19 protein-coding genes and 1 riboswitch are annotated in these 23,288 nt (G+C 73.3%); of the genes, 9 read left to right on the forward strand and 10 right to left on the reverse strand.

The window, feature by feature from the left end; translation table 11 throughout:
- Window positions 1-28: 28 nt before the first annotated feature.
- The gene (locus tag H4J02_RS04400) at window positions 29-1,465 is read right to left on the reverse strand and encodes a DEAD/DEAH box helicase (RefSeq protein ID WP_187676420.1); all 1,437 of its coding nucleotides are present in this window, start codon (window positions 1,463-1,465) and stop codon (window positions 29-31) included.
- Window positions 1,466-1,586: 121 nt separating this feature from the next.
- On the opposite strand from H4J02_RS04400, the gene H4J02_RS04405 reads away from it, so the two are divergent.
- Window positions 1,587-2,300, forward strand: a complete 714-nt coding sequence (locus tag H4J02_RS04405; protein WP_187675897.1) for a ferritin-like fold-containing protein — start codon at window positions 1,587-1,589, stop codon at window positions 2,298-2,300.
- A gap of 226 nt (window positions 2,301-2,526) precedes the next feature.
- Here the strand turns inward: H4J02_RS04405 and H4J02_RS04410 are convergent, their stop codons facing one another.
- On the reverse strand, window positions 2,527-2,823 hold the full coding sequence (locus H4J02_RS04410; RefSeq protein ID WP_187675898.1) for a hypothetical protein: 297 nt from the start codon (window positions 2,821-2,823) through the stop codon (window positions 2,527-2,529).
- A 25-nt stretch (window positions 2,824-2,848) separates the two neighbouring features.
- The gene (locus H4J02_RS04415; protein ID WP_187675899.1) at window positions 2,849-3,073 is read right to left on the reverse strand and encodes a DUF3107 domain-containing protein; all 225 of its coding nucleotides are present in this window, start codon (window positions 3,071-3,073) and stop codon (window positions 2,849-2,851) included.
- 135 nt (window positions 3,074-3,208) lie between these two features.
- Between H4J02_RS04415 and H4J02_RS04420 the strand changes: the two genes are divergently transcribed.
- Together H4J02_RS04420 and H4J02_RS04425 are read left to right on the forward strand one after the other, a co-directional pair.
- Window positions 3,209-6,340, forward strand: coding sequence for an ATP-dependent DNA helicase (locus H4J02_RS04420; RefSeq protein WP_187675900.1), 3,132 nt, complete (start codon window positions 3,209-3,211; stop codon window positions 6,338-6,340).
- Complete coding sequence (locus tag H4J02_RS04425) at window positions 6,333-9,599, forward strand: ATP-dependent DNA helicase (protein ID WP_187675901.1); 3,267 nt, start codon at window positions 6,333-6,335, stop codon at window positions 9,597-9,599. Before H4J02_RS04420 ends, H4J02_RS04425 begins: the two co-directional genes overlap by 8 nt.
- Here H4J02_RS04425 and H4J02_RS04430 read toward each other — a convergent pair.
- On the reverse strand, window positions 9,596-10,438 hold the full coding sequence (locus H4J02_RS04430) for a LysR substrate-binding domain-containing protein (protein WP_187675902.1): 843 nt from the start codon (window positions 10,436-10,438) through the stop codon (window positions 9,596-9,598). The two genes, H4J02_RS04425 and H4J02_RS04430, sit on opposite strands and share 4 nt — an antisense overlap.
- An 81-nt stretch (window positions 10,439-10,519) precedes the next feature.
- On the opposite strand from H4J02_RS04430, the gene H4J02_RS04435 reads away from it, so the two are divergent.
- Window positions 10,520-11,875 (forward strand): MFS transporter, encoded by a 1,356-nt coding sequence (locus H4J02_RS04435; RefSeq protein ID WP_262406215.1) that lies wholly within the window; start codon window positions 10,520-10,522, stop codon window positions 11,873-11,875.
- Window positions 11,876-12,398: 523 nt separating this feature from the next.
- Here H4J02_RS04435 and H4J02_RS04440 read toward each other — a convergent pair.
- Complete coding sequence (locus tag H4J02_RS04440) at window positions 12,399-13,391, reverse strand: phosphotransferase (RefSeq protein WP_187675903.1); 993 nt, start codon at window positions 13,389-13,391, stop codon at window positions 12,399-12,401.
- Window positions 13,392-13,499: 108 nt separating this feature from the next.
- Between H4J02_RS04440 and nudC the strand changes: the two genes are divergently transcribed.
- Complete coding sequence (gene nudC, locus H4J02_RS04445; protein WP_262406216.1) at window positions 13,500-14,480, forward strand: NAD(+) diphosphatase; 981 nt, start codon at window positions 13,500-13,502, stop codon at window positions 14,478-14,480.
- On the forward strand, window positions 14,477-16,177 hold the full coding sequence (locus tag H4J02_RS04450) for an ATP-dependent helicase (RefSeq protein WP_187675904.1): 1,701 nt from the start codon (window positions 14,477-14,479) through the stop codon (window positions 16,175-16,177). The genes nudC and H4J02_RS04450 overlap by 4 nt, the downstream gene beginning before the upstream one ends.
- 783 nt (window positions 16,178-16,960) lie before the next feature.
- Here H4J02_RS04450 and H4J02_RS04455 read toward each other — a convergent pair.
- From H4J02_RS04455 to H4J02_RS04475, 5 genes are all read right to left on the reverse strand, one after another.
- Entirely contained in the window at window positions 16,961-17,857 is an 897-nt protein-coding gene (locus H4J02_RS04455; protein WP_187675905.1) for an SDR family oxidoreductase, read from the reverse strand.
- A gap of 159 nt (window positions 17,858-18,016) precedes the next feature.
- A complete protein-coding gene (locus H4J02_RS04460; RefSeq protein WP_187675906.1) occupies window positions 18,017-18,739 on the reverse strand; it encodes a membrane protein insertase YidC in 723 nt (240 codons plus the stop codon).
- Between the two features lie 84 nt (window positions 18,740-18,823).
- Entirely contained in the window at window positions 18,824-19,123 is a 300-nt protein-coding gene (locus H4J02_RS04465) for a DUF6412 domain-containing protein (RefSeq protein WP_187675907.1), read from the reverse strand.
- A gap of 19 nt (window positions 19,124-19,142) precedes the next feature.
- Window positions 19,143-19,355, reverse strand: a complete 213-nt coding sequence (locus tag H4J02_RS04470) for a hypothetical protein (RefSeq protein WP_187675908.1) — start codon at window positions 19,353-19,355, stop codon at window positions 19,143-19,145.
- 256 nt (window positions 19,356-19,611) lie between these two features.
- On the reverse strand, window positions 19,612-20,118 hold the full coding sequence (locus H4J02_RS04475; protein WP_187675909.1) for an emopamil-binding family protein: 507 nt from the start codon (window positions 20,116-20,118) through the stop codon (window positions 19,612-19,614).
- 22 nt (window positions 20,119-20,140) lie between these two features.
- Window positions 20,141-20,288: riboswitch (TPP riboswitch) on the forward strand.
- Between the two features lie 65 nt (window positions 20,289-20,353).
- Here H4J02_RS04475 and H4J02_RS04480 point away from each other — a divergent pair.
- Genes H4J02_RS04480 through H4J02_RS04490 form a run of 3 tightly spaced genes read left to right on the forward strand, consistent with a single transcriptional unit; the run spans window position 20,354 to window position 23,275 of the window.
- Window positions 20,354-20,989 (forward strand): ECF transporter S component, encoded by a 636-nt coding sequence (locus H4J02_RS04480; protein ID WP_187675910.1) that lies wholly within the window; start codon window positions 20,354-20,356, stop codon window positions 20,987-20,989.
- 28 nt (window positions 20,990-21,017) lie between these two features.
- Window positions 21,018-22,499, forward strand: a complete 1,482-nt coding sequence (locus H4J02_RS04485) for an ABC transporter ATP-binding protein (protein ID WP_187675911.1) — start codon at window positions 21,018-21,020, stop codon at window positions 22,497-22,499.
- A complete protein-coding gene (locus H4J02_RS04490; protein WP_187675912.1) occupies window positions 22,496-23,275 on the forward strand; it encodes an energy-coupling factor transporter transmembrane protein EcfT in 780 nt (259 codons plus the stop codon). Before H4J02_RS04485 ends, H4J02_RS04490 begins: the two co-directional genes overlap by 4 nt.
- Window positions 23,276-23,288: the final 13 nt, after the last annotated feature.

Genomic DNA, 23,288 nt, shown 5'->3' on the forward strand with positions numbered 1-23,288 from the left:
GCCCGGAGGTGGCCGGTGCGCCCGGAGGTCAGCTCGCGGGCGGCGGGGTGGGCGCGCCCGACCCGGCACCGCCGCTGCGGCGGCGACGACGGCGGCGCTTCGCCGGGGCGGCGTTGCCGTCGTGGTGCTCGTGGCCCTTGCCGTCGTGGGTGCCGGCGCCCTCGGGACGCGTCGAGCCCTCGGAGCCCGCACCCGATCCGCTCGACCCGCCGCGCGTGCGACGACGCGAGCGGCCCGCACCGCCACCGGACGACGAACCGGCGCCCGAGCCCGACGACGAGCCCTCGCGCGGCGGACGTGCCGCGGCGGGGGCGGCCGGCTTGAGGCGGCCCTTCGTGCCTTCGGGGATGTCGAGGTCGGTGTAGAGGTGCGGCGACGACGAGTACGTCTCGACGGGCTCCGGCACGCCCATGTCGAGCCCGCGGTTGATGAGCGCCCACTTGTGCAGGTCGTCCCAGTCGACGAACGTGACCGCGATGCCCGTCTTGCCGGCGCGGCCCGTGCGGCCCGCGCGGTGCAGGTAGGTGTCGGGGTCGTCGGGCACCGTGTGGTTGATGACGTGCGTGACGTCGTTGACGTCGATGCCGCGCGCCGCCACATCCGTCGCGATGAGGATGTCCTTCTTGCCGGCCTTGAACGCGGCCATCGAGCGCTCGCGCGCATCCTGGCTCATGTCGCCGTGGACGGCACCCGCGTTGAACCCGCGGTCGCCCAGCTCCTCCACGAGCTTCTGGGCCGCGCGCTTCGTGCGCGTGAAGATCACGGTCTTGCCGCGACCCTCCGCCTGGAGGATGCGCGAGATGACCTCGTCCTTGTCGAGCGAGTGCGCGCGGTAGACGACGTGCTTGATGTTCGCCTGCGTGAGCCCCTCGTCGGGGTCGGTCGCGCGGATGTGGATGGGCCGGTTCATGAAGCGGCGCGCGAGGGCGACCACCGGGCCGGGCATCGTGGCCGAGAAGAGCATCGTGTGACGCGTCGGCGGGGTCTGCGCGAAGAGCTTCTCGACATCCGGGAGGAAGCCGAGGTCGAGCATCTTGTCGGCCTCGTCGAGCACCATCACCTGCACCTCCTTGAGGGAGAGCAGGCGCTGGCTCGCGAGGTCGAGCAGACGGCCGGGCGTGCCGACGACGATCTGCGCGCCCGCCTTGAGCGCCTCCACCTGGCCCTCGTAGGCCTTGCCGCCGTAGATGGCGACGACCTGCGTGGGGCGGTTGGATGCGGCGAGTTCGAGGTCCTCGGCGACCTGCACGCACAGCTCGCGCGTGGGGACGACGATGAGGGCCTTCACGCCGGGCCCGGGGTTCTCGCCGAGCGCCTGGATGACGGGGAGGCCGAAGCCGAACGTCTTGCCGGTGCCGGTCTTGGCCTGGCCGATGATGTCCTGTTTGGCGAGGCCGAGGGGGATGGTCTGCGTCTGGATGGGGAAGGGCTCGATGATGCCCTTGGCGGCCAGCGCGTCGACCATGTCCTGGTCGATGTTGAGATCGCGGAAAGTCAAGGAATACCTGTCTGGGTAGGGGATGGGGCCAGTCTACCGGGCCGACACTGCGGAAGCCCCGGGCGGCGCGACCTCCTACACTGAACCGGTGGCCTGGTTCCGTCGTCGCTCGCGTCCGCGCCCGGGGACGCTCCGTGTCGCCCCGCGCTCGGAGGCCGTCGCCGTCGCACGCGTCGAGCTGCGCGACCTCGCACCCGCGCCGGCGCGTTTCCTCGGTCAGACGGCGTACCTGACGATCGTGCTCTTCGAGAACCTCGGCCGCGCCGTGACGACCGCCCCGACGACGGATGCGAAGTCCCGGCTCGCGCGGGCGGCATCCGAGATGCTGCGGATGCACGAGGGGCTCGTCGCCGAGCTCGAGCGCCTGGGTGTCGACCCCGCCGTCGAGATGGAGCCGTTCCGGCTGCCGCTCGACGACTACCAGCGCCGCACGAAGGGCGCCGACTGGTACGAGATCCTCGTGACCTGCTACCTCACGAACGGCTTCCTGCTCGACTTCTTCGCGGGGCTCGCATCTGGGCTGCCCGACGACCTCGACGACCGCGCGGCGACGCTCCTGCAGAGCCGAGAGGGCGAGGCGGTGCTCGTCGAGGAACTGCGACTGGCGATCGAAGAGAACCCGCGGCTCGCCTCGCGCCTCGCGATGTGGGGACGCCGGCTCGTGGGCGACACGATGCTCGTGGCGCGCCTCGCGATCGAGCAGCACCCGTCGTCGACGGTCGAGGAGCGTGTCGACCCCGTGTTCACGGAGCTCATCGCGGCCCACACGCGCCGCATGGACAAGCTCGGCCTGACGGCGTAGCGCCTGACTCAGGGCTGCAGCCTCCCCCGTTGCCGTTGTGCAGGATTTCGCTGTTGTTCAGGAGCGAGCGGCTGTTATGCAGGAGACACGGCGAACGGCCCTGCAATCACAGAGGTCGATCTGGTGCGGATGCGCGAACTCCTGCACAACAGCCGAACTCCTGCACAACAGCGAACTCCTGCACAACAGCCGAACTCCTGCAGAACAGCAGGGACGTAGCCGCTAGCTAGATGCGGCCGCCGGAGAGCTCGTGAAGGGCGCGCGCGTCGGCGGCGTCGCGGGAGCGGGGCAGCACGAGCGCGACGACGGCGCTCGCGAGGGCCCCCGCCACGAGGGAGGCGACCCAGATCCAGCCGCCGTCGAAGGGCCAGCCGAACCACACGAGGATCGCCCACACGGCGGCGGTGGCTGCCGCGCCGACGGCCGGCAGCAGCGCGAGGCCGTAGGTGCGGCGACCCGGGATCAGGTAGCGGATGACGCCCCCGATGCCGGCGCCGATGACGGTGACGAAGACGATCTCCACGCGGCGATCCTAGGGCAGGCGCGCGTCAGGCGACGAAGCCGACGCGTCGGCTCTCGCCGCCGCCGATCTCGATGTAGGCGAGCGCGGCCGTCGGCACGAGATACACCTTGCCCTTGTCGTCGCTGAGGCTCAGGAACTTCGCGTCGGAGGCGAGGGCGTCGGCGACGATCTTCTCGACCTCGGCGGCGGTCTGCGCGCTCTCGAACGAGAGCTCGCGGGCGGTGTTGGCGATACCGATGCGAATGTCCACGTGTCGAGCGTAGAGGATGCCGGGGGCGGCATCCGGGGCGTTCACCGTGGGCGGAACGGCGGTCGGCGCGGCGGGGTGCGAGGTCGCCCGCGGGGCAGCGGATGCGGTGTCGCCGGAGCCGGATACGGTAGCCGCATGCCCGACACCCGGTTCGCCGTCGACGCGTCCGAGGAGGCCGGCTCGATCGCGCTCGATCCGTCGCAGCGCGCCGTGCTCGACCTGCCCGACGCGGCGTCCGCTGCCGTGCTCGGGGCGCCCGGCACGGGCAAGACCACGACCCTCGTCGAGCTCGTCGCCGACCGAGTGGCGCGCGGCTGGGAGCCGGAGCAGATCCTCGTGCTCGCGCCCTCGCGCGCATCCGCGGCCCGCCTGCGCGACCGGCTCGCGCGGCGCATCGGGGCGCCGACCGACGGGCCCCTCGCCCGCACTGTCGCGTCGCTCGCCTACGAGGTCGTGGGCGCCGCGGCGCGCGCGGCCGGGCATCCCGCGCCGCGCCTCCTGACGGGCACCGAGCAGGACGCCGACATCGCCGCCTACCTCGCGGGTCACATCGCCGATGGCACCGGCCCCGACTGGCCCGAGCCGCTCACGCCCGAGGTGCGCGAGCTGCGCGGCTTCCGCAGCGAGCTGCGCGAGTTCATGGCGCGCGCCACCGAGTACGGCGCGGATGCGGGCCGCATCGCCGCCCTCGCCCGCGAGGCGGCCCGCGCCGACTGGGCGGCGGCCGCCGAGTTCATGCGCGAGTACGCGGCGACGCAGGCGCAGAACCGGCCCGACCAGTTCGACGCCGCCGAGATCGTGAGCTTCGCGGTGCGCGCCATCCGCGACGGCGGCGAGGGCGACCGCATCGGGCGCCTGCGGCTCGTGCTCGTCGACGACCTGCAGGAGGCCACGGAGTCGACCATGGCGGTGCTGCGCGCGCTGCTCGACCGCGGCGTCGCCGTCATCGCGTTCGGCGACCCCGACATCGCGGCCAACGCCTTCCGCGGTGGCGAGGCGGATGCCGTGGGCCGGTTCGCGGAGCGCATCGGCCTCTCCGAGGGCGATCGGCTCGTGCTCGAGACGGTGCACCGCGGCGGCCCCGAGCTGCGCGCCCTCGTATCGCGCACCGTCGAGCGCATCGGCACGGCGGCGGCGGGCCCGCAGCGACGCGCGCGGGTGGCGGATGCCGAGGCGGCATCCGCGGACCCCGAACGTCCGTCCGTCGCGACGGTGCTCGCGACGACCCCGTCGCGTCACGCCGCCGGCATCGCGCGCGTGCTGCGCGAGGAGCACCTGCTGCACGGCGTGCCGTGGCGGCAGCTCGCGGTCGTCGTGCGCTCGGGTGCGCAGATCCCCGAGCTCGCGCGCGCCCTCGCCCGCGCCGAGGTGCCGACGCGCACGACCGGCCGCGGCACCCCGTTGCGCGACGATCCGGCCCCGCGCGCCCTGCTGTCGCTCGTCGAGGTCGGCGTCGGCCGACGAGCGCTCGACCCGATCACGGCGGCCGAGCTGCTCACGGGGCCGTTCGGGGGCCTCGACCCGCTCGGCCTGCGGCGGCTCCGCCTCGCCCTCCGGCACGAGGAGCTCGCGGGTGGCGGCACGCGCCCCGGCGCCGAGCTCGTCGCCGACGCGCTCGAGTCGCCCGGTCGCCTCGCGTCGATCGAGGGCCGCGCCGCGCGCCGCGCCGCCAAGCTCGCCGAGACCCTTCACGTGCTGCGCGGCATGGCATCCGAGTCCACGATCGAGGAGTTGCTCTGGACGGCGTGGGAGCGCAGCGGCGTCGCCGAGCGCTGGCGCCGTGCGGCACTCGGCACGGGCATCGAGGCGGCGGAGGCGAACCGCGACCTCGACGGCGTCGTCGCGCTCTTCGCGGCCGCCAAGCGCTTCGTCGAGCAGCGCCCGACCGAGGGCATGCTCGAGTTCCTCGAGCACGTGCTCGACTCCGACATCGCCGACGACCTGCTCGCGCCGCCGCGCGCCGACGACGCCGTGCTCGTCGCGACGCCCTCGGCCCTCGTGGGGCTCGAGTTCCGCACGGTCGTCATCGCGTCGCTGCAGGACGGCGGCTGGCCGAACCTGCGTCCGCGCGGCTCGCTGCTCGCCCCGCAGCGCCTCGTGCGTGTGCTCGAGGGGCGCGACGCGGGCACGATCGACGAACGCAAGCTCGTGCTCGACGACGAGCTGCGGATGTTCGCCCTCGCGGTCTCGCGGGCGTCCGAGCGTGTCGTGCTCGCGGCGGTCGACAACGACGACGAGACCCGCAGCGTGCTGTTCTCCCTCGCGCCGGATGCCGTGCCGCTCGCCGTGACGACCGCGGCGCCGCTGACCCTCCGCGGGCTCACGGGGCGTCTGCGCCGCGACCTCACGGCATCCGACTCGACGCCCGTGCGGCGTGCGCAGGCGGCCGCCGCGCTCGCGCGCCTCGCCGCCGAGGGCGTGCCGGGCGCCGACCCCGAGCAGTGGCTCGGCCTGCTCGAGCCGTCGACCGAGGCGCCGCTCTTCGCCGAGGAGCCCGTGCGCGTCTCGCCGTCGCAGCTCGAGAACGTCGAGGCGTCGCCGCTCGACTGGGCGATCCAGCGCCTCGCGGCGGGCGGCTCGTCGCTCGTCATGAGCATCGGCACGATCGTGCACTGGGCGATGGAGACCGCCGAGGCGCCGGATGTCGACGCGCTCTGGGCGCAGGTCGAGAGGCGCTGGCCCGAGCTGCCCTTCGAAGCCGAGTGGATCGGCGAGTTCCAGCGTCGCGCGACGATGGGCCTCATCCGGGGACTCGCGAGTTACCTCGGCGACTTCCTGCGCGAGGGCAAGACGCTCGTCGCGGCGGAGGGTCGCTTCAGGTTCCCGATCACCGACGACGTCATCGTGAGCGGCTCGATCGACCGCGTCGAGCTCGCGCCGACGGGCGAGGTCGTGATCGTCGACCTCAAGACCGGCCGCCCGAAGACGTCGAAGGCCGAGATCGACGCCCACCCGCAGCTCGGCATCTACCAGCTCGCCTACCGCGAGGGCGTGCTCGACGAGTTCCTCGCGCCGCACGGCGAGCACCGCGCCGGCGGCGCGAAGCTCCTCTTCGTCAAGGAGGGGGTCGGCGGCAAGCTCTACCGCGAGGCGGTGCAGGCCACGCTCGACGACGAGGCCCTCGACGACTTCCGTGCGCGCATCATCGCCGCGGCGGCCGTCATGAAGGCCGCCGAGTTCACGGGGCCGCTCGAGCCCGCCTCCTACGGACCGCGCCCCGACCCGGACGCCGTGCTCCCGCGGGTGCCGGAGGTGACGCGTGACTGAGCCGACCGCGCCCACGCCCGGCCCCGCCGCATCCGCGTCGCCCGTCACCGCCGCCCGCATCGCGGAGGCGCTCGCCGCCGTGCGCTCCGAACGCGGCGACGACGGCACCGTGCGCTACCCGACGCCCGAGCAGACGGCCGTCATCGAGGCCGACCCGCACGAGCCCGCGCTCGTCGTCGCGGGCGCCGGCTCGGGCAAGACCGAGACGATGGCGAACCGCGTGCTGTGGCTCGTCGCGAACGGCCACGTGCAGCCCGCCGAGGTGCTCGGCCTCACCTTCACCCGCAAGGCGGCCGGCGAGCTGGCCGAACGCATCCGGGAGCGGCTCGCCGAGCTGCACGAGGCAGGGCTCACGCCCGTGGGGCACGACCTCTTCGACGCCCCCGAGATCTCGACCTACAACTCGTTCGCGAGCGCCGTCTTCCGCGACAACGCGCTCGTGCTCGGCCGCGACGGCGACGGCGTCGTGCTCGGAGAGGCGGCCGCGTGGCAGCTCGCGCGCTCGGTCGTGATCCGCAGCACCGACCCGCGGCTCGCATCCCTCGACAAGCGTCTCGACGCGGTCGTCGAGGCCACCATCAGGATCGCCGCGGGGCTCGCCGACAACGCCGCCGACCCCGAGCGCGTGCGCGAGCTCGGCCGCCGCTTCGCCGCGATGCGCGAGCTGCCGCTCGGCGACCGCTACGAGCGCCTCGACATGCTCGAGAAGATCGACGACCTCGCCCAGCTCGACCTGCTCGTCGACCTCGCGGCCGAGTACGACGCCGCGAAGCGCGCCCGCGGCGCCGTCGACTACGCCGACCAGGTGGTGCTCGCGCTGCGCGCTGTCGAGAAGCGCGCCGAGGCGGGGGAGGAGCTGCGCGCGCGGTTCCGCGTCGTGCTGCTCGACGAGTACCAGGACACCTCGGTCGTGCAGACCGAGCTGCTCGCGCGCATCTTCGCCGGCACGCCGGTCACGGCGGTCGGCGACCCCAACCAGTCGATCTACGGATGGCGCGGCGCGAGCGCCTCAAACCTCGGCGAGTTCCGTGAGCGGTTCCGCGCGAGCGACGGCGGGCCCGCGCCCGACTTCACGCTCGCGACGAGCTGGCGCAACGGCGAGCGCATCCTCGACGCCGCCAACGCGCTCGTGGCGGGCGGCGAGACGCCCATCCCGGTGCCGACCCTCACGGCTCGGCCCGGTGCGAGCGCCTTCACGGTCGACAGCGCGTTCCCCGAGACGGTCGGCGACGAGGCTGCGCACGTCGCCGCGTGGCTGCGCGACCGCCTCGCCGACGTCGAGGCCGGCCGGGGCAAGCCCGGCACGGCTGCCCTTCTCCTGCGCGCCCGCAAGACGCAGCAGCATTTCCTCGACGCGATGCGCGAGGCGGGCGTGAAGTACCACGTGCTCGGCGTCGGCGGCCTGCTCGCCGAGCCCGAGATCGCCGACCTCGTGAGCGCCCTGCGCGTCATCGACAGTCCGGATGCCGGGCTCGAGCTGCTGCGCCTGCTCGCCGGGGCGCGCTGGCGCATCGGCGTCGCCGACCTCGACCGCCTGCGGGAGGTGTCGGGCTGGCTCGCGCGGCACGACGCGGCGGAGAGCGGCATCCTCTCCGACGAGGTGCAGCAGCGGATGCGCGACTCGGTCGCCGACGGCGAGGGCGGCTCGATCGTCGACGCGCTCGAGTTCGTGGGGCGCGCACCCGAGACCCATCGGGCGCTCGAGGGCTTCAGTGCCGAGGGGCTCGTCCGACTGCGCGACGCGGCGTCGCTCTTCGGCCGACTGCGCGCCCGCGCGGGACTCGAGCTGCCGGAGCTCATCGTGCTCGTCGCGCACGAGCTGCGGCTCGACCTCGAGATCGCCGCCAACGAGACGCGCACGGCGGGGGAGGCGAACCTCGACGCCCTGCTCGATGCGCTCTCGGGCTACCTCGCGATCGCCGAGACGGCGACGCTCAGCGGCTTCCTCGCGTGGCTCAAGGAGGCAGAGCAGCGGGAGGACCTCACGCCGCGCCCCGAGGACCCGGAGCCCGGCACCGTCCAGGTGCTGACGGTGCACGGCTCGAAGGGCCTCGAATGGGACGTCGTCGCCGTGCCGCGGTTCGTCGAGGACGAGCTTCCCGCGCGCCCCCTCGAGGGCTACGGCGGCTGGCTCGGATTCGGACGCTTCCCGTGGCCGGAGCGCGGCGACGCCGACCACCTGCCCGTCTTCGAGCTCTCGCGCATCGACTCGCGCAAGGTGTTCGCCGACGAGGTCAAGCGATTCCGCGAGCGGGTCGTCGACCACTACCGCGCCGAGGAGCGCCGGCTCGCCTATGTGGCGGTCACGCGCGCCCGCGATCACCTGCTGCTCACGGGTTCGTTCTGGGGCGGCCAGACGCGGCCGCGCACCGCGAGCCGCTTCCTGCGCGAGCTCGCCGACGCGGGAGTCGTGGCGCCGCTGCCCGACGCATCCGCGACCGACGCTCCGCCGCCCGGTGCCGAGCCGGAGGTCACGCGCTGGCCGCACGACCCCTTCGGATCCCGCGCCGCCGCCGTGCGCACCGCAGCTGCCGCCGTCCGGAGCGCGAGCCCCGCGCTCGTCGGCCCCTGGGCGCGCGAGCTCGAGCTGCTGCTCGAGGAGCGCGAGCGCCGCCGCTCCCGCGAGGGCGTCGTGCCGCTCCCGGTGCGCATCCCGGCATCCGCGTTCAAGGACTACGTGACCGACCCGGATGCCGTCGCCGCCGAACTGCGTCGGCCCATGCCCGAGCGCCCCTACCGGGCCACGCGCCTCGGCACGCTCTTCCACTCGTGGGTCGAGGAGCGCTACGGGCGCCTCGGTGGCTCGGACGAGCTCGACGCCGCCCCCTTCGAGCTCGACGGCGACGGCGAGGTCGTCGACGCCGAGAAGCTCGCCGAGCTGCAGGCCACCTTCGAGCGCTCCGAGTGGGCGCAGCTGCGGCCCGTCGAGGTCGAGCGCGAGATCCACCTGCCGTTCGACGGGCGCGTCGTCATCTGCAAGATCGATGCCGTCTACCGCCGCGGCGACCGCTTCGAGGTCGTCGACTGGAAGACGGGCAAGGCGCCGCGCGACGATGCGGACCTCGAGCGCAAGCAGTTGCAGCTCGCCCTCTACCGGCTGGCCTATGCCCGCTGGGAGGGCATCGACCCGGGTCTCATCGACGCCGCCTTCTACTTCGTGCACGACGACCGCGTCATCCGTCCCGAGCACATCGACACGGAGGAGGAGTTGCTCGTGCGCTGGCGGGCGGCCTTCGGCGCGCCCGCGGGGGAGCGTTAGCGCGCGGTCGCGTGGATGGCGTTGGCGAGCGCCTCGGCGGGCTCGCGGGCCGAGCGCGGGTTGGCGAGCAGCGTGAAGTCGACCTCGCCCATCCGCGGGAGCTCGAAGACGCCTGTCACCTCGGTGAGGTCGTCGGGGATGAGCACACGCGGGAAGACGCCGATGCCGATGCCCGCGCGCAGGGCCGCGAGGGCGCCGTTGACCTCGCGCACGTTGCACGTGATGCGCCACGTGCGGCCCGCCTCCTCGAGGGCGCGGATGGCGGTGTCGCGTGAGTAGCTCGGCGCCTGGTAGACGATGAGCGGCACCGTCGCGTCGGGGTCGAGCCGCAGCGAGCGGTGCGCGACCCACACGAGCCGCTCGCGGCGCACCGTGCGCCCCTCGTCGTGGCCGGGGTCCTGCTTGACGTAGACGAGGTCGAGCTGGCCGGCGGCGAGGCGGCGCGTGAGCTGACCGCTCTGGCCGACCGTGAGCTCGAGGTTGATCTGCGGATAGAGCTGGCGGAAGTCTCGCAGCACCTGCGGCAGGTGGGTGAGCGCGAGGTCGTCGGCCGCGCCGAAGCGCAGGCGGCCGCGCATCGCGGAGCCCACGAAGTAGGCGGCGGCCTCGTCGTGGGCGGCGAGGATCGTACGCGCGAAGCCGAGCATCGCGTCGCCGTTGTCGGTGAGGTGCACGGCACGGGTGTCGCGCGCGACGAGGATGCGGCCGGCGGCGTTCTCGAGGCGCCGCACCTGCTGGCTGACGGTCGGCTGGCTGATGCCGAGCAGCTCGGCGGCGCGTGTGAAGCTCGCCGTGTCGGCGACGGCGACGAAGGTGCGCAGGAGAGCGGGGTCGAACATCCGAGCCTCTATTCGTATATCGAATGGGAGTTATAGCGACCATAGCTCGACGCAATGTCACGGGCTATCTAGCCTTGAATCGTGTCATCCGCGCCGCCGCCTCCCGAGCCCGACGCGATCCCGTACCCGGTGACCGAGCCCATCCCCGTCTTCGACCGCCGCCCGAGCTTCCGCGAGAGCTTCGCCGCCCTCGCCGCCTACAACTACCGGCTCTACCTCGGCGCCCTCATGCTCGGCAGCACCGGCGGATGGATGGCGCGCGTCGCGATCGACTGGCTCGTGCTCGAGCTCACGGGCGACGTCGCGCTCGTCGGCGTCGCCGTCGCCCTGCAGTTCGCCCCCAGCCTGCTGCTCGGCCCGTGGGCAGGGGTGCTCTCGGACCGCCTCCCGCGGCGCTTCGTCGTGCTCTCGATGCAGGCGATCGCGACCGTCGCCAACGGTGCGCTCGCCGTGCTCGTGCTGTTCGGTCACGTCGTCGTGTGGCAGGTCATGCTCATCGCCGCGATCGGCGGCATCGCGGGCGCCATCGAGGGACCGAGCCGCTCCGCCTTCGTCTCCGAGATGGTCGGCACGGCCCGACTGCGCGGCGCCATCAGCCTCAACGCGACCACCTTCCACCTCGGGGGCCTCATCGGGCCCGCCCTGTCGGGCGTGCTCATCGCGGCGATCGGCTCCGGCTGGTCGATCGCCGTCAACGCCGGCACGACCGCGATCGCCGTGCTCGCGATCTCGCTCATGCGGGCGCACGAGCTCGTTCCGACGCCCAAGCAGCCGCGATCGCGTGGTCAGATCCGCGAAGCCGTGCAGTACGCGTGGCGCAAGCCCGCCATCCGCTGGAGCCTCGTGCTGCTCGCCGCCGTCGCCACCTTCGGCATGAACCTGCCCGTGCTGCTCGCGGCCGCCGCCGACGGAACCTACGGCACGGGGTCGACCGGGTACGGGCTCTACAACTCCCTATGCGCGGGTGGTGCGTTGATCGGCGCGATCCTGTCGTCGCGGCGTAGGACGCTGCGGCTGCGCGACGTCGTCGGCTTCACCGCGCTCTACGGCGCCGTGACGATGCTCGCCGGCTGGGACGGCTGGCACCCCGTGTTCCTGTCGGCGCTCGTCGGCATCGGCGTCTCGCGGCTGCTCTTCGCGATGAGCGCGGAGGCCCTCACGCAGCTCTCCACCAACCCCGCCATCCGGGGACGCATCGTGTCGTTCTACATGATGGTCGCGATGGGCGGGCAGGCGGCCGGTGGCGTCGTCATGGGCTGGATCGCGGAGACCCTCGGCGGTCGCATCGCATTCCTCGCCGCGGGCGCCGTGCCGCTTGTCACGGCGCTCGTCGTGGGCGCCGTGCTCGCGCACCGTCACCAACTGCGCATCCGCGTCGACCTGCGTCGTCGCGCCCAGTTCTTCACGATCGTGCCGCGCGACTCCACCGTCGGCTGAGTCGGTCCTCCGAGCCTCGAGGCGCTTCGCGAGGGCGCCGGAGGGTTTCCGAGCCGCATGCCCCCGCACGCCTGGACGGCGTGCTCCCGCCAGTCCCGATGCCAGCGTCTTGGAAACCCTCCGGCGCCCTCACTCCGCTCGTGCGCGGTGCGCGCTGCTCGCCACCACCGTTGGTTGAGTGCGGCGCGCCGTGCCGGAGGCGCTGCGCACCGCGTATCGAAACCCCCGCACCGAGTGGTGCGTGCGGACGGGTGTCATCCTGGCCCGTCCTTGATGCGTCGTGCGAGGGTTTCGATACGCGTGCGGTCGCTGCGCGGCCGCGCGCTACTCAACCAGCAGGGGGCGGCGGAGCGGCGCGCACAGGTCGCACGGGGCAGGACAGGAGCGCAGCGAGGGTGCGGACCGGTTTGCGCGACGCTGGCATCGGGACTGGCGGGAGCACGCCGTCCAGGCGTGCGGGGGCATGCGGCGCGCAAACCGGTCCGCACCCTCGCGAAGCGGCGGGGCAAGACCGCGGGAAGCCCTAGGAGACCCGCTCCGCGCGGTCGAGCAGCGCCTCCACCTCGTCGACCGCCAGCACCGGCAGGGTGGGCGGGGAGATGGACTCGGAGGCGTCGGTGGTGACGTCGTCGACGAGGCGCGACATCATCCGCACCGCGTCGTCGACGATCTCGGTGCTGCGCTGCTCGGTGCCGTGAAGGAGCCAGCGGGCGACCTCGAGCTCGGAGAGCAGGGTGGCGCGCTGGCGGATGCGGCGGTCGACGGTGCCGCGGATGCGGGTGTACGCGTCGAAGATCGCGTCGGCGACGCCGTCGCGGCGGATGCCGACGGCCCAGCACAGGTCCTGCGCGGGGTCGGCGACCCGGAGGTTGTGCCAGCCGAGCACACCCGTGACGTCTCCCGAGGAGGCGAGGAACGAGGCGGCGCCCAGGTCGCCATTGACGACGGCGGGGGTGAACTGCCAGAGGCCGGCGTCTTCGCCCGCCTGCTCCCAGCGGGCGAGCAGCGCGGCGGGCACGAGACTCGTGGCGGCTGCGCGGTCGATGAGGGCGATGGCGGCGCGGTGGGAGTCGACGGAGCCGTAGGCGGGGAGGCCAGCGTCGGTGACGAGGCTCGTGGGGAGCGCGTGGATGGCGGCGATCGCCTCGCCGATCGAGGTCGCGAGGGCGTTGTCGATGCCCGCGGAGGTGACGGGGGTGCCGTAGACGAACTCGGAGACGATGGCGCGCGTGCCGTCGACGGGGGTCTGCCCGGCGAACGCGGTGACGGCGAACGGCAGTCGGGCCCGCACGCCGGGGCTGAGCGCGCGCAGGGCGACGAGGTCGGCGGACTGCTGCTGCTCGGCGCGCTCGGAGCGGGGCACGCGCACGATCCAGTGACGTCCGTCGCGTCCGGTGATGACGGCCGCGTCGAAGTCTCCACGCCCCGCGGAGCCGAACGGCGCCGCACCCACGACGTCGAGCTCCGCGACGGCCGAGGTGGCGAGCGCCGCTAGAGTGAGGTGGGATCTGGCCATGGCGACAGGGTAGGTCTGCCCCGCCCCGGCCGCCCGGCACGCCACGCCCGTCGTGCGGTTCTCGCAGGCGATCCGAGGCCCGCGGTGTGCGCCAGGGATGGGATGCGGATGAGCGGTTCGACGCACGGGTCGATGAGCGGTTCGGCGCGGCCCCCGAGGCGCCCTGCGCTCGCGCCGGCGCTCTCGCGTTCCGAACTCGATCGCGACTACCTGTCGCGGCTCGGCGGCGTACCCGCACTCCTCGAGGACCCGTCGACGCGCATGGTCGTGCTGCACGAGGGCCGCGCCCTCGGCACGCACGAGGGTGCCCTCGCGCTCGTCGACCCGTCGACGCTCGCCGTGGACCCGGATGCCGCGGTCTTCCTCGGGAGGGCGCGTGCCGCATCCGCCGATCTCGAGCAGGGCGCCGCCGTGCTCGCTCTCGTCGTGTCGGAGGAGGACGCGGTGCGGCTCGGCGAGGAGGGCTCGTGGCTCGACCTGCGCCGCGTCGGCTCGCTGCTGACGCCGCGCGACGCGGGACTCTTCACGCAGGCGCTCGCGCTCGCGAACTGGCACGGCTCGGCGGCGTTCTCGTCGGCGACGGGGGAGGCGACGAGCGTCGCGCAGGCCGGCTGGGTGCGGGTCGACCCGTCGACGGGGCGGGAGAGCTATCCGCGCACCGACCCCGCGGTGATCGTGGCGGTGCTCGACGACGACGACCGCATCCTGCTCGGCTCGAACGTGGAGTGGGACGACCGGCGGTTCTCGCTGCTCGCGGGTTTCGTCGAGCCGGGGGAGTCGCTCGAGGCGGCCGTGATCCGGGAGATCTTCGAGGAGGCGGGCGTCGTCGTCGACGACCCGGAGTACCGGGGCAGCCAGCCGTGGCCGTTCCCCGCATCGCTCATGGTCGGCTTCGAGGCGCGCGTGGCGTCGGGCACGTCGACCGTGCCGCGGCCGGACGGCACGGAGCTGCGCGAGCTGCGCTGGTTCTCGCGCGAGGAGCTCGCGGCGGATGTCGCGGCGGGTCGCGTGCTGCTGCCGGGCGCCGCGTCGATCGCCCGGGCGATCGTGGAGGACTGGTTCGGCGGGCCCATCGAGGAGCCGCGGTGACCGACATCCTCGACGCGCTCGACGAGCAGCAGCGCCAGGCGGCGGAGGCGCTGCTGGGGCCGGTGTGCATCCTCGCGGGCGCCGGCACGGGTAAGACCCGCACGCTCACGCACCGCATCGCGCACGGCGTGGCATCCGGGGTCTACACGCCCGACCGCGTCATGGCGCTCACCTTCACGACCCGCGCGGCGGGCGAGCTGCGCTCGCGTCTGCGCGCGCTCGGGGCCGGTCGGGTGGCGGCGCGCACCTTCCACTCGGCGGCGCTCGCCCAGTTGAGCTTCTTCTGGCCGCAGCTCGTCGGCGGGCGGCTGCCCGAGATCCTGCCCGGCAAGGGGCGCCTGCTCGGGCAGGCGGCGGAGTCGCTGCGGATGCGTGTCGACACGGCCGTGCTGCGCGACCTCGCGGCCGAGATCGAGTGGCGCAAGGTGCGCCGCATCCCGCTCGACGACTACGCGCGGCTGAGCTCGCGCCCCCTGCCGCCGGGCCTCGACATGCACGCCGTCGTCGAACTGCAGCAGCGCTACGAGGACCTCAAAGACGAGCAGCGCCGCCTCGACTTCGAGGACGTGCTGCTCGTGACGGCGGGGATGCTCGAGGCCGAGCAGCGCGTGGCCGATCAGGTGCGCCAGCAGTACCGCTTCTTCGTCGTCGACGAGTACCAGGACGTCTCGCCGCTTCAGCAGGAGCTGCTTGAGCTTTGGCTCGGGCCGCGCACCGACGTGTGCGTCGTGGGTGACGCATCGCAGACGATCTACTCGTTCGCGGGCGCCTCGAGCGAGTACCTGCTCGGCTTCGCGAGCCGGTATCCGGATGCGACCGAGGTGCGCCTCGAGCGCAACCACCGCTCGACGCCCGCCATCCTGGGTGCCGCCAACCGGCTCATGCGCGGGCGTCCGGGTGCTCTCGAGCTCGTCGCGGTCGACGGCGACCTCGCCTCTCCCGAGCCGACCGTCACACGCTGGGACTCGGATGCCGCGGAGACGAACGGCGTCGCCGACGCGGTCGCGGCGCAGCTCGCGGCCGGGGTCGCACCCGAGCGCATCGCCGTGCTGTACCGCGTCAACGCGCAGGCGGTCGCGCTCGCGACGGCGCTCGCGGAACGCGGCATCAGCTCGCGCCAGGTCGGCGGAACGAAGTTCTTCGAGATCGAGGCGATCAAGCGCGCCGTGCTCGAGCTCACGAGCCTGTCGCGCACGGGCTCGCCGAAGGGCCTCTACGAGACGGTCGCGGATGTCGCCCTCGCGAACGGCTGGTCGGCGCACGCCCCCGACAGCCAGGGTGCCGTGCGGGAGCGCTGGGAGGCGCTCGGCGCGCTCGTCGAGCTCGCCGACCAGGCGCCGGAGGGTATGACGCTCGCCCAGTTCGTGGCCGAGCTGCAGGAGCGCCAGAGCATGCAGCACGAGCCGACCATGCCATCCGTCGTGCTCTCGACGCTGCACGGCGCGAAGGGCCTCGAGTGGGACCACGTGCACATCGTGGGCCTCACCGAGGGCCTGCTGCCGATCTCGCACGCGAAGGGCTTCGCCGCGATCGACGAGGAGCGCCGCCTGCTCTACGTGGGCATCACGCGTGCGCGGCGGACGCTCGCGTTGCACTGGTCGGCGGAGGGGCTGCGCTCGCGTCCGCGGGAGCCCAGTCGCTTCCTGGCGGAGCTGCGCAGCGGCACTCCGGGTGCGGCGCGATCGCGCGCTCGCTGAGCTCCGATCCGTCGCCCGCCACGCGCCACTCGCGGCCCGTCTCGGCCGCGCCGTCGAGAGCTGCCGCGGCGATCCGCGCCGCGAGGGCGATCGCGGCCGCCTCGCGCAGCGGATGCGGTGCGGGCGCCGTGTGGGTCGCGAGCTGCGCCGCGATGGCCGGCCATGCGGTATCGGCATCGCGCCGGTGCAGGAAGGCGCAATGGAGGCACGCGGATGCGCCGGGCACGACGAGCGGGCCGACGGTGACGGCGGTGTCGCCGCGCACGATGGGCAGATGGGGCACGTCGCGCTGCAGCCACGCGCGGTGATCGGCGGGCCGGAGCACGCGGTCGGCGACGAGCGCGACGAGCGCGGGGCGGTGGCGGGTGTCGCGCAGGCGGAGGCCCGCGTCGTCGAGCAGTCGCGCGAGGCCGACGGCGAGCTCGCCCTCGCCGAGCACGACCGCGGCACCGGCCGTCTGCTCGCGCGACCGCTCGCGCACCAGGCAGGGCTTGAGCGTCGCGAGCAGCTCTTCGGCCCGCGGGCCGGGCACGTGCTGCACCCCCGCGAGCATCCGGAAGCCCGAGAGGGAGACGCCCGCCGCGAGCACCGAGATCAGGTGCTCGACGGCGGGCGACACATCCGGCAAGACGGCGAGAACGGGGTCCACGCCGAACTGCAGGGTGTGCGGGTCCCGCCACACGAGGGGGATAGCAGGATCGAGCCGCAGGACCACGGGGTACAGCGTGGCGTGCGGCGCCGATCGGCGTCGGCGGCTATCCACAGGCCGCCCGCCGATCCGCCCTACGGCACGTTCGCCCCGCCGTTGACGTTGATGACCTCGCCCACGACGAAGCTCGACTCGGGCGACGCGAGGAACACGTACGCAGGCGCCTGCTCGACGGGCTGGCTCGTGCGGCCGAGCCACGACGACTCGCCGAACCCGTCGAGCTTCTCCGCCGGCTGTCCGTCCGACACCTGCAGCGGCGTCCACACCGGCCCCGGCGCGACCGCGTTGACGCGGATGCCGCGCGGCGCGAGGTCGTGCGCGAGCGCCTTCGTGAAGCCGATGATCGCGAACTTGGTGGAGGCGTAGTTGATGATCATGGGCGACGGGTTGTAGCCCTGCACCGAGGTGCTGTTGATGATCGTCGCGCCGGCGGGCAGGTGGGGGAGCGCCTCGCGCGTGATCCAGAACATCGCGTAGATGTTGGTCTTGATGGTGCGGTCGAGGTCGTCCTCGTCGAGCGCGTCGAAGGTCTGGTGGTACACCTGGTGCGCCGCGTTGTTGACGAGGATGTCGAGGCCGCCGAGGCCCTCCACGGCATCCGCCACGAGCGTGCGGCAGAAGTCGCGGTCGCGGATGTCGCCCGGCAGCAGGATCGCCTGGCGGCCCTCGGCGCGCACGACCGCGGCGATCGCCTCGGCGTCGACCTGCTCCTCGGGCAGGTAGCTGAGGGCGACATCCGCCCCCTCGCGTGCGAACGCGATGGCGACGGCCGCGCCGATGCCCGAGTCGCCGCCCGTGATGAGCGCCTTGCGGCCGGGGAGGCGGCCCGTGCCGCGGTAGCTGGTCTCGCCGTGGTCCGCCTTCGGATCGAGTTCGGCGTCGAGGCCGGGCAGGGGCTGCCACGACGCGTGGGGCTTGATGTGCGAGTGGCGCTCGACGGGGTTGTCGAACGTGAGCTGGTCTGACGTCATCGTCGTCTCCTTTTGTTGCCGCTGGCAACTTTAGGGGACGAGGCGGCCGCTCCGAAAGATGCGTTTCCATCTCCGAAACTTGCGAAGTCCGCGAGAGTACGTACTTTTCGCCCGAATCGGCCCCTCGAGCCCGAAAAGCACGTACTCTCGCGGACCTGGTCAGGCGTAGACGTGGCGGAGGATGCGGCGCTCGGTGGCCGACCAGACGCCCGAGACCGCGAGGTAGAGGGTCGCGGCGAGAGGGACGACGGCCGCCGCGGCGAGCACGAGGAACGGAGCCCAGCTGAGCGGGCCGCTCGGGTTGAGGAGCGCCGCGCCCGGGGCGTCGGGGGACGGGCCGGGGGCGAGCGCGGCATCCCGCAGCGTCATCCGGCGGTTGGCCCACGCGACGGCGGCGAGCACGACGAGCAGCGCGACGAACACGAGGTCGCTCGCCTGGAAGCCCGAGCCGATGTCGAGAAGGTGGCGCCCGAGCCCCGCGCCGAAGAGCGACTCGTCGAGCAGCCGGTTCGGCTCGCCCGCGATCGTCGGGTAGGCGAAGAGCGCGTAGACGAGCGAGATGACGGGCAGCTGCGCGAGCATCGGCAGGCACCCTGCGAGCGGCGACACCTTCTCGGCGGCGTAGAGCTCGAGGGTCGCCTTCTGCAGCTTCTCGGGGTTCTTCTTGTAGCGCTTCTGCAGCTCGGCGAGCTGCGGTGCGATGCGGCGGCGGCCCTGCGCGGCCCTCGCCATCGAGACGCCGACGGGGATGAGCAGGGCGCGCACAGCGAGCGTGACGAGCACGATCGCGCCGGCGGGGGTGGCGAGGGAGCCGAGCGCCATGAGGGCGTCGGCGGCGGCCGCGAGGATCGCGGCGATGGCGGGGATGTCGAAGGGGTTCACGGATGCTCCTGGATCGGATGCGGGCAGGCGGGATCGTCTGGCCGCCCGGCTCGTCGGAGCGTGAGCAGGGGCGCGCGGTGCGCGTCAGGCGGCCGGCAGGAGCCGACCGGGAGCCCGCGAGCGCACGTGACCGCGCGCATCCGGGTGCGAGGCGTCGGGCAGGTGCCCGAGCAGCACGGCGTGGCGGCGGGCACGCAGGCCCACCGTCATGTGGCGAGGTGCGGATGCGAGGGTCGCCCGCACGAGAGCGGCGATCGCCGCCGCGAGCGCGCCGACGAGCGCGATCGCACCGAGCGTCGTGAGCACGGAGCCCGTGCCCTCGGTTCCGAGCACGCCGAGCGCCACGGCGAGGCCGTGGAGCAGCTGGGCGAAGGGCTCGGTCACGCGGACAGTCTAGGCGGGGCTACCGGCGGTCGCGGCGTTCCCGCGGCTTCGGGTCGGCGACCTGCTGCCGCCAGGCGAGCACGACGAGGAGGATCGCCGCGACGATGAACACGAAGCCGAGGATCGCGATCGGCTGCAGCCCGTTGAGCAGGCCGACGACGAGCAGCACGATGCCGAACGTCCCATTGAGCCCCTGCAGCACGAACACGCGCATCCGCTGCCAGCGCTTCATGGGACCCCCGTTTCGGACGCCGATCGGCGCACTCTCAGTCTCCCACCCCGCCGCGACTGCTCCGCATCCGCGATCCCCCCGCATCCGCGCCGTCCTCGTGGGGTGGAGCTGTTGTGCAGGGTTCGCTGTTGTGCAGGAGTGCGCACTTGCGGGCTCCGTTTCGCATCCGGAAATCAACCCTTCAGGGGTGACTCGGCGAGCGGGGATCGAGCCGGCTCCTGCACTACAGCGAACTCCTGCACAACAGCAGCGCAGGTCAGAAGCGCCGCGTGAAGGGGAGGGGCTTGCGCATGCGGATGAGGAGGAGCAGCGGGATGAGCACGTACGGCAGGTTGAAGGCGAGGAATTTGACCGGGTTCTGGGTCTGGAACTCGGGCTCGCCGAAGAACTCGACGCCGAACACGATGACGCCCGTGATGACGCTGATCGCGGTCGCGTAGATGACCGAGGGCAGCTGGATCCAGTTCCACCCGCGGATGAGCGCCGGCACGAGCACGAGGTAGAACGCGAGATAGACGAACGCCGAGAGGCCCGTGACGATGCGCATCCACACGGGCGGGTGCATGAAGAGCGGATCCGCGTCGTGCGCGTACCAGTAGTTGGAGTCGACGAGGAACTGGCCGTTCGGCTGCGAGAAGTCGACGCCGAGGGTCGGGAGCATGTCGGCGATGCACGAGGTGACGATGAAGATCGTGAACATCACCGCGAAAAAGATGTCGATGGGGCGCTTGCGGAGGGGGAGTTTGACGACGGTGTCGGGCATGGCGGGAAGTGTAGCGAGGGGGTGGGCGCTGCGCGGGTGCTCGACCAGCGGTACTGTTGTCACCGAACACGGGAGTCCGGTGTGCCGGGCTGAGAGGAAGCTCATCCAAGCTTCGACCGTCGAACCTGATCCGGATCATGCCGGCGCAGGGAGGCATCTCGGGGCCCGACCGCATCCGCGGTCGCCCACCCGTGCCACTTTTACGGCGAACACAGCCACAGAAAGGGCACGAACAGTGACCACCGCAACCATCGACCGTCCGTCCATCTGGCGCTGGCGCGTCGTCGACATCGTGACCGCCGCCGTGCTGGGCGTCGCATCCGGCGTGCTGTTCTGGGCGTGGGGCCTCGCCTGGACCCCGCTCAGCACCCTGCTCGCGTTCTCGCCCGGCCTCTCGGGCCTGCTCGCGGGCGGCTGGCTGTTCGCGGGCATCCTCGGCGGCCTCGTGATCCGCAAGCCGGGTGCAGCTGTCTTCACCGAGGTCGTCGCGGCGACCGTGTCGGCGATCATCGGCACCCAGTGGGGCTTCGAGACGCTCATCTGGGGCGCGATCGAGGGGCTCGGCGCCGAGATCGTGTTCGCCGTGCTGCTCTACCGCGTGTGGGCCTTCTGGGTCGCGCCGCTCGCGGGCCTCGGCGCGGGCGTCGCGGTCGCGATCCTCGACATCAACTTCTCGTCGATCGCGGGCTTCGACCCCACCGCGAAGCTCGTCTACGCGATCTCGGCCGTCGTCTCGGGCGTCATCGTCGGCGTGCTCTCGTGGCTCGCCGTGCGCGCCCTCGCGCGGGCGGGCACCCTGGGCCGCTTCGCCGCCGGCCGTCGTCGCGTCGCGGCCGATCCGGCTCCCGAGCGCGAGACGGCGGCGTCCTGATCCGGCGCACGCGACAGGACGGATGCGGATGACCGCGGCAGCGCGCCTCACGGCACGCGGATGGGGCTGGCGCCACGGCGACCGGCCCCGTCCGGCCGTGTCGGGGCTCGACCTCGACGTCGAGCCGGGGGAGCGCGTGCTGCTGCTCGGGGCCTCGGGCGCGGGCAAGTCGACGCTGCTCGCGGGGCTCGCGGGCGTGCTCGGCGACGCAGAGGACGGCGACCGCACGGGCGAGCTGCTCGTCGACGGCCGCCGCCCCGAGGACGCCCGCGGCCGCGTCGGCCTCGTGCTGCAGGACCCCGACGGCCAGACCGTGCTCGCGCGGGTTGGCGACGAGGTCGCATTCGGCTGCGAGAACCTCGGCCTTCCGCGCGGCGAGATCTGGCGCCGCGTCGCCGAGGCGCTCGACGCGGTCGGCCTCGATGTGCCGCTCGATCATCCGACGTCCGAGCTCTCGGGCGGGCAGAAGCAGCGCCTCGCGATCGCGAGCGTGCTCGCGATGCGCCCGGGCCTCGTGCTGCTCGACGAGCCGACAGCGAACCTCGACCCGGATGGGGTCGCCGAGGTGCGCGAGGCCGTCGCGCGCCTCGTCGCGAGCCGCCAGACGACGCTCGTCGTCGTCGAGCACCGCGTCGAGACGTGGGTCGACCTCGTCGACCGCGTCGTCGTGCTCGAGCCGGGCGGAGGCGTGCGCGCCGACGGCACCCCGGATGCCGTGCTCGGCTCCCGGGGCGCGGAGCTCGCCGCGGAGGGCATCTGGGTGCCCGGCCGTCATCCGTCCGTGCCGCGCGGACGTCGTCAGGCCGACGCCCCCGAGCTGCTCGTCGCCGACGGTCTCGCCGTGGGCCGCCGCCGCTTCGGCGAGCGGCAGCCGCGCACGGCCGCCGACGGCGTCCACCTCACCGTGCGCGCGGGTCGCACGACAGCGATCCTCGGCCCGAACGGCGCCGGCAAGTCGACCCTCGGCCTCACGCTCGCGGGGCTCCTCGCGCCCGTCGACGGCGAGCTCACTGCCCTGCCCACGCTCGCCGGCAGGCTCGGCCCGACGCCCATCCGCTGGCGCTCGCGCGAGCTCGCCTCCCGCATCGGCACCGTCTTCCAGGACCCCGAGCACCAGTTCCTGCGCGGCACCGTACGTGAGGAGCTCGAGGTCGGCCCGCGCGCGCTCAAGCGCCCGGAGGCCGAGGTCGCCGCCGTGCGCGACCGCCTGGCCCAGCGCCTGCGGCTCACGTCGCTGCTCGACGCGAACCCCTTCACGCTCTCGGGTGGCGAGAAGCGCCGCCTCTCCGTCGCGACGGCGCTCGCGACGGCGCCGCAGGTGCTCGTCGCGGACGAGCCGAGCTTCGGGCAGGACGCCCTCACCTGGGCCGAGCTCGTGCGGCTGCTCGACGAGCTCGTGGCCGAGGGCACGGCGCTCGTGACGGTCACGCACGACCTCGCGCTCGTCGATGCGCTCGCCGACGACCGCCTGCTGCTCGCGGGCGCCGCCGCGCGGGAGGTCGTGCCGTGAGCCTCATCGTGCCCGAGATCCGGCGCAGCTGGATCGCCTCCGTCAACCCGCTCGCGAAGCTCGTCGTCGCGCTGCTCGTCGGCGTGACGCTCGTGCTCTCGATCGACGTCGTCTCGGCGGGCATCGTCGTCGCGGTCATGGTCGTGCTGCTGCCGTTCGCGGGGCTCTCCGCCCGGCAGCTCGCCGCGCGCACGGCGCCCATCGTCGTGTCTGCGGTGCTCGCGTGCATCGCGACCGCCCTCTACGGAGTGGACGACGGCGCGACGCTTCTCGCACTCCGGCCGGTCACGGTCACCGAGGGGTCCCTGCTGCTCGCCGTCGCGATCCTGCTGCGCGTGCTCGCGGTCGGTGTGCCCGCAGTCGTGCTGTTCGCGACGACCGACCCCACCGATCTCGCGGATGCGCTCGCGCAGCTCGCGAAGCTTCCCGCGCGCTTCGTGCTGGGTGCGCTCGCGGCGCTCCGTCTCGTCGGCCTCCTGCTCGAGGACTGGGAGGCGCTCGGGCTCGCCCGGCGCGCGCGAGGCGTGGCAGACAGCGGGCGCATCCGCCGTTTCCTCGTGCAGGCGGGCACCCTGCTCGTGTTCGCCGTGCGACGCGGCGGCAAGCTCGCGACGGCCATGGAGGCGCGCGGGTTCGGAGGCTCGACGCCGCGCAGCTGGGCCCGCCGCTCGCGGCTGAGACCTCGCGACGTCGCCGTCATGGTCGTCGGCGCGGCGATCGTCGCGGCGGCCGTGACGACGGCCGTGCTCGTCGGGAGCTGGAGACCGGTTCTGTGAGGGGCGCTGCTGT

This window comes from Protaetiibacter sp. SSC-01 (assembly GCF_014483895.1).
In the GTDB taxonomy this organism is placed as follows: domain Bacteria; phylum Actinomycetota; class Actinomycetes; order Actinomycetales; family Microbacteriaceae; genus Homoserinibacter.